5 protein-coding genes are annotated in these 6,113 nt (G+C 73.5%); 2 read left to right on the top strand and 3 right to left on the bottom strand.

Translation table 11 applies throughout. The annotated features are described in order from the left end of the window. The 3 genes from AB0O40_RS37285 to AB0O40_RS37295 all read right to left on the bottom strand — a co-directional run. On the bottom strand, positions 1-986 hold a 986-nt coding region (locus tag AB0O40_RS37285), incomplete at its 3' end, for an LLM class flavin-dependent oxidoreductase (RefSeq protein ID WP_365050628.1). Between the two features lie 193 nt (positions 987-1,179). Then, positions 1,180-1,593, bottom strand: coding sequence for a transglycosylase SLT domain-containing protein (locus tag AB0O40_RS37290; protein ID WP_365050630.1), 414 nt, complete (start codon positions 1,591-1,593; stop codon positions 1,180-1,182). Positions 1,594-2,134: 541 nt separating this feature from the next. Further along, on the bottom strand, positions 2,135-2,512 hold the full coding sequence (locus tag AB0O40_RS37295) for a hypothetical protein (protein ID WP_365050633.1): 378 nt from the start codon (positions 2,510-2,512) through the stop codon (positions 2,135-2,137). A 140-nt stretch (positions 2,513-2,652) separates the two neighbouring features. Between AB0O40_RS37295 and AB0O40_RS37300 the strand changes: the two genes are divergently transcribed. Together AB0O40_RS37300 and AB0O40_RS37305 are read left to right on the top strand one after the other, a co-directional pair. Further along, positions 2,653-5,007 (top strand): transglycosylase domain-containing protein, encoded by a 2,355-nt coding sequence (locus AB0O40_RS37300; protein WP_365050636.1) that lies wholly within the window; start codon positions 2,653-2,655, stop codon positions 5,005-5,007. 240 nt (positions 5,008-5,247) lie between these two features. Next, complete coding sequence (locus tag AB0O40_RS37305; protein ID WP_365050639.1) at positions 5,248-6,000, top strand: C40 family peptidase; 753 nt, start codon at positions 5,248-5,250, stop codon at positions 5,998-6,000. Positions 6,001-6,113: the final 113 nt, after the last annotated feature.

A 6,113-nucleotide genomic window follows, 5' to 3' on the forward strand; every position in this document is an offset into this window, starting at 1 on the left:
GGGACGACTTCCTCGCCGAGCAGGTCGAGCTGTTCCAGGACGGTCTTCAGGGGCAGGCCGGCGTGGTCCATCAGGAAGAGCTGGCGCTGGTAGTCGCCGGCGTACTCGCGGAAGGAGAGGGTCCGCTCGATGACCTGCTGGGGGGAGCCGACGGTCAGGGGCGTCTCGCGGGTGAACTCCTCCAGGGAGGGGCCGTGGCCGTAGACGGGGGCGTTGTCGAAGTAGGGGCGGAACTCGCGCACCGCGTCCTGGGAGTTGCGGCGCATGAAGACCTGGCCGCCCAGGCCCACGATGGCCTGCTCGGCGGTGCCGTGGCCGTAGTGGGCGTAGCGCTGGCGGTAGAGGTCGATCATCTGCTTGGTGTGGGAGGCGGGCCAGAAGATGTTGTTGTGGAAGAAGCCGTCGCCGTAGTAGGCGGCCTGTTCGGCGATCTCCGGGGAGCGGATGGAGCCGTGCCAGACGAAGGGGGCGACGCCGTCCAGGGGGCGGGGGGTGGCGGTGAAGGACTGCAGCGGGGTGCGGAACTTGCCCTTCCAGGTGACGGTGTCCTCGTCCCACAGGCGGCGCAGCAGGGCGTAGTTCTCGATGGCGAGGTCGATGCCGTCGCGGATGTCCTTGCCGAACCAGGGGTAGACCGGCCCGGTGTTGCCGCGGCCCATCATCACATCGACCCGGCCGTCCGCGACGTGCTGGAGCATCGCGAAGTCCTCGGCGATCTTCACCGGGTCGTTGGTGGTGATCAGCGTGGTCGAGGTGGAGAGGATGAGGTTCTCGGTGCGGGCCGCGAGGTAGCCGAGCATGGTGGTGGGCGAGGAGGGGACGAAGGGCCGGTTGTGGTGCTCACCGGTGGCGAAGACGTCGAGCCCGACCTCCTCCGCCTTCTGCGCGATGGCCAGCATCGCCTTGATCCGCTCGTGCTCGCTCGGCGTCCGCCCGGTCGTCGGATCGGTCGTGACGTCACCGACGCTGAAGATCCCGAACTGCATGGCCGGTCCCCTTACTCGTGTTCGTTGAAGATTCAACTATATGCCTGAACGGGGGCTCCGGCCAGAACATTCCCGGGGGCGCGGGAGCGACGACCGGGTGACCCGGGCCGCCCACCGGCCGAACCGTACGCGCGGCGCCCGGCCCGCCGCATCGGCGCTTCGCAGCGCCGATGCGCCTAGGCCGTCGGAGCCGTCAGTACCAGCCGTGCGTCTGCCAGAAGGACCAGGCGGCCTCGGGGCTGCCGTACCGCGTGTCCATGTAGTTCAGGGCCCATTTGATCTGGGTCGCCGGGTCGGTGCGCCAGTCGGAGCCGACGGAGGCCATCTTGGCGGCGGGGAGGGCCTGGCCGAGCCCGTAGGCGCCCGAGGAGGCGTTGACGGCCCGAGGGTTCCAGCCGCTCTCGCGGGAGACGATCGAGCTGAAGGCCGCGTACTGACCGGCGTTCGGGATCAGCTGGTGCGCGATCTGCTGGGGACTGAGGGTGGCCGCCTGGGCCGGCGCCGCACCCATCAGGGCTCCGCCGGCGACGAGTACCGCCGCGGCGGCCGTGAGACCGGCGGTGGTGCTCTTGCGGCGGCGGAGGCGGGGCATCGGAACGCGGGACATGACGGGGCCTTCCTGAAGGGGGTTCGGGGGCGGTCGATGCCGGTCCGCATCGGCTGGGGCCGGGACGTCCGGACCGCTCCCCACCGATCTAGCCAGCTCTCACCGAGGCCCGCAAACACCCTTTGCCACTAAACCGCTTCGTAGACGTGCGGGACGCCCAGCCCCCCGCACCGCCGCGCCGCCGCGCTGGTGAAGACGTCGGCCCGGCTCCCCCGAGGCATCTACTAGCAGTCTTCGTAATGGGACCAAAGTCCTGTGACCTGGGTCACAGCAACAGTGAGTCGACTGGAGAAACAGCAGGTGAGAGCGGTGAACGATCGGCGGAGGGGGGTGCTCCCCCGCTCGCTCCCCCGACGGGGGGAAGGACCCGCGCCGCTCTCGCGGAGCGCCCGCCGCCGGGCCGGCGCAGGCCGAAGGGCGGCGGGCGGGCGGCGCCGGAACCCTTGCCCGGGCCTGCCCACGGCTTTCGGGACCCTTGGCGCGTCCGGAGGACTGGCCGCCGGACTGCCCGTCCGTCCCCACCGGCGCTCCCGGCGCCGCCTCAGAACGCTCCCGAGGCGTGGCCGGCGTGGCGCAGGTCCGCGGACAGGTGCGGCGCGTCGTAGCCGAAGGCCGCCCAGTCGGGGTGCCGGTCGGCTCCGGGCCAGTAGCGGCCGGCGGCCATCCAGTCGGCCATCAGCTCGTCGTACACCGGGGTGTTGACCGTGGAGACGGCGGGGCGCGCCGGCACGGCCACGTACGCCTGGGCCCCGGACGGCGCGGGTACGGCCGTCAGCACGGGGGCGCCCGCATAGCCGCCGGCGGGGGCCGTGCCGTAGGCCGACCGCTCGTGGACGGGCTCCGGGTGGGCGGGCTCCGGGTGGGCGGGCTCGGGATAGGTGAAGGAGTCCTGCTCCGGTACAACGGTGATCGGATACATGCCAGGGGTCCTCTCGGGAGGTCGGGGGGGAGCCACCCATGCTGTGCGGCCGGCCCGGAGGTGTCCACGAGCCGCCCGGTTACCGGCCGCCGAGGTGTGGGCAACCCTCCGTTAGGGCGGGCGACCGTAGCTTCTGCGGCATGCGTGCACACCGCGAACCTCCCCGCGGCCGGCGGCCGTACGGCGCCGGCGGCGAGCCCGCGCCGCCCCCCGGAGCAGGACGGGCGGCCCGTCGCGCCGCCCCCCGCCCCGCACCGTACGGCGGGGGCACCGTGTACCGCCGGGGCAAGGCCCTCGAGGCCACCCCGCGCCGCACCGGATGGCGCCGCTTCGTGCCCCGCCCCAAGGTGCTCCTGTGGTCCTTCCTGGGCGGGCTGCTGCTCCTGATGGGCCTGTTCGGCGCGGGCTACGCGCTGGTCGACGTCCCGGACCCCAACAAGAAGGCCGTGGCCGAGAGCAACGTGTGGCTCTACCGGGACGGCACCGAGATCGGCCGCTCCGGCGTGGCGCGGCGCACCAGCGTGACGCTGGAGCAGGTGTCCAAGGCCGCGCAGCAGGCGACGCTCGCCGCCGAGGACCGCACGTTCTACACCGACCCCGCCATCTCGATCGGCGGCATCGCGCGAGCCGCCTTCAACAACGTCACCGGTGGCTCCCGCCAGGGCGGGTCCGGCCTCACGCAGCAGTACGTGAAGAACCACTACCTGACCCAGGAGACCTCCCTGACCCGGAAGTTCAAGGAGCTCTTCATCGCGGTCAAGGTGAACCAGCAGATGTCCAAGGACGAGATCCTCCAGGGCTACCTCAACACCAGCTACTACGGGCGCGGCGCCTACGGCATCCAGTCGGCGGCCGCCTCGTACTACGGGGTGGAGGCCAAGGACCTCACCGCCGCCCAGGGCGCCTACCTGGCCACGCTGCTCAACGCCCCGAGCAGGTACGACGTCAAGCAGTCCCCCGAGTACCGCGACCGCGCAGTCGCCCGCTGGAACTACGTCATGGACGGCATGCGCGCGATGGGCGCCATCACCGCCCAGCAGCGCGCGGCCGCCGTCTTCCCCGAGCCCGTCGCCCCCAAGCAGAACGAGGGCATGGCCGGCCAGAACGGCTACCTGATGCAGGCGGCGCGCGCCTCCCTCATCGCCGACGGCACCGTGACGGAGGCCGAACTCGACGCCGGCGGCTGGCGGATCAAGACCACCTTCGACAAGGCCAAGCAGGCCGACCTCGTCGCCGCCGTCGACAAGGAGCTGCGCTCCAAGCTGAAGCCGGGCACCCGCGCCTCCGACCGCAACGTGCGGGCGGGCGCGGCGTCCGTGGAGAACGACACCGGCAAGGTCCTCGCGCTCTACGGCGGCCCCGACTACCTCAAGCAGTTCGTCAACGACGCGACCCGGCGCGACGTCCAGGCGGGTTCCACCTTCAAGCCCTTCGCCTTCGCCGCCGCCCTGGAGGACAAGGCCAGCAACGGCAAGGGCCAGCAGATCGGTACCCGCACCCTGTACGACGGGAACGACGGCTACACGGCGACCAACGGGTACGCCCCGGGCAACCAGGGCGGCAAGAGCTACGGGCCGATCTCGGTCCGGGAGGCGATGGCCCGGTCGGTCAACACCGTGTTCGTGCAGCTCGCCGCGGACACCGGGCTCGGGTCCGTCCGCAAGGCGGCGGTCGCCGCCGGTCTGCCCGACGCCACCCCGGGGCTCACCGCGGTCCCGTCCCTGCCCCTGGGCGTCGCCACGCCCAGTGCCCTCGACATGGCCGGCGCCTACGCCACCTTCGCCGACCGGGGGGTGCGGCACGACCCGCGCCTGGTCCTGGAGATGAGCCACGGCGACGAGCAGCGGGAGCTGAAGGGAGGCGGCTCGAAGCGGGCCTTCAGCGCCAAGACCGCCGACACCGTCACCGACGTGCTGCGCACCACCGTGAACGCCTCGTACGGCAGCGGCCGGGCGGCCAAGGCCGCCGGCCGGCCGGCCGCGGGCAAGACCGGCACGACCAACGACGGCAAGTCGTTCTGGTTCGTCGGCTACACCCCGGAACTGACGACCTCGGTGAGCCTCTTCCGGGAGGATCCCGTCACCCACGCCCAGCAGAGCCTGAGCGGTCTGGGCGGCCAGTCCGGCGGTGGCGGCGGCTTCCCGGCCCGGGTGTGGGCCGCCTACACCAAGGCGGCCCTCGCGGACACCGCGGTCAAGGGCTTCCGCACCCCGGCCGGCGCCGCGTCCGGTACCTCCGACACGTCTGCGGCCACCGGATCCGGCGGCCGGGACACGGCCCCCGGCCCCGGCGGCCGGCCGGGCGGGACGCCCGTGGTGCCCCCGCCCGCCTCGCCCTCCGTACCGCAGACCCCGGTGGACCCGGCCCCGCCGGAGCCCTCGGACCCGACCGACCCGCTGCCGGACCCGGGCGGGACGCCCTCGCCCTCCTTCCCCGGCGATCCCTCGTCGCCGGGCGGGGATCCGCCGGATGGCCCGCCCCGGCCCCCGCTCTGATCGTCCACCACCACATCCCACCGACCCCGTACGCGTCACCGGACGCGTCGGGCAGCTCCGTCACCGAACCCAGAACGCCCCGCGGGGCGACCGAAAGGATGGTTCCCCATGTCCCACCGCGCCCGCACGGCCACGGCCGACCGCACGGCCGACTCACGTCGCACGTCATGGCGTCCCCACTCACCGCCCGACAGGTCGGGCAGACACCGCCGACCAGCCGGCAGGAACGGCGTCACGGCCGTGCGGGCCGGTGTGATCACCGGCGTGCTCGGCACCATCGCGGCAGTCTCCCCGGTGGCGGCCGACGCCCAGGAGGACGACCGGGACCGCGACACCATCACGATGGAGCTGGACCTGAGCGCCCTCGTCCGCTCCAGCTCGGCCCTGGCCTCGAACGCCGTCGCGGCGACGGGCGAGGCCCATGCCCAGGCGGCGGCGGAGGCCAAGGCCGCCGCGGAGAAGGCGGCGCAGAAGGCGGCGGCCGAGAAGGCCGCGGCAGAGGCGGCGGCGAAGGCCGCGAAGGAGAAGGCCGCGAAGGAGAAGGCGGCCAGGGCGAAGGCCGCGGCCGAGAAGGCGGCCAGGGCGAAGGCCGCCCAGTCCAAGGCGGGCACGGCCCGGTCCACGGTCCCGGCCCCGGGCCAGGGGGCCGCGGCGGCCGTCGCGTTCGCCCGGTCCCAGGTCGGGGGCCTCTACATCTACGGCGGCACGTCCCCGGGCGCCTACGACTGCTCGGGCCTGGTCCAGGCGGCCTACAAGCAGGCCGGGATCAGTCTGCCGCGCGTCTCCCAGGCCCAGTCGACCGTCGGACGGGAGGTCTCCCTCAACGCCCTCCAGCCCGGCGACATCCTCTACTGGGGCGGCAAGGGCAGCGCGTACCACGTCGCCATCTACATCGGCGGCGGGAAGTTCGTCGGCGCGCAGAACCCGTCGACCGGCGTGGTCGAGCGCAGCCTGGCCTACGACCGTCCCTCCGGAGCCGTCCGGCTCGTGTGACGGGCGGTCCGCTGCCGGGAGCGGCCCGGCGGGCCGGCGGCGGGGCCCACCCGCCCCGCGCGGACGCGCCCGGGGCGGCGCGCCCCCCCGCGCGGCCCCCCCGCGCGCGGGCG

Origin of the sequence: Streptomyces sp. NPDC089919, assembly GCF_040684615.1 — a bacterium.
GTDB lineage: Bacteria > Actinomycetota > Actinomycetes > Streptomycetales > Streptomycetaceae > Streptomyces.

Bases quoted from the DNA above. Each gene is read 5' to 3' on its own strand.
- AB0O40_RS37290 (WP_365050630.1), bottom strand. From the start codon at position 1,593: ATGTCCCGCGTTCCGATGCCCCGCCTCCGCCGCCGCAAGAGCACCACC.
- AB0O40_RS37295 (WP_365050633.1), bottom strand. From the start codon at position 2,512: ATGTATCCGATCACCGTTGTACCGGAGCAGGACTCCTTCACCTATCCC.
- AB0O40_RS37300 (WP_365050636.1), top strand. From the start codon at position 2,653: ATGCGTGCACACCGCGAACCTCCCCGCGGCCGGCGGCCGTACGGCGCC.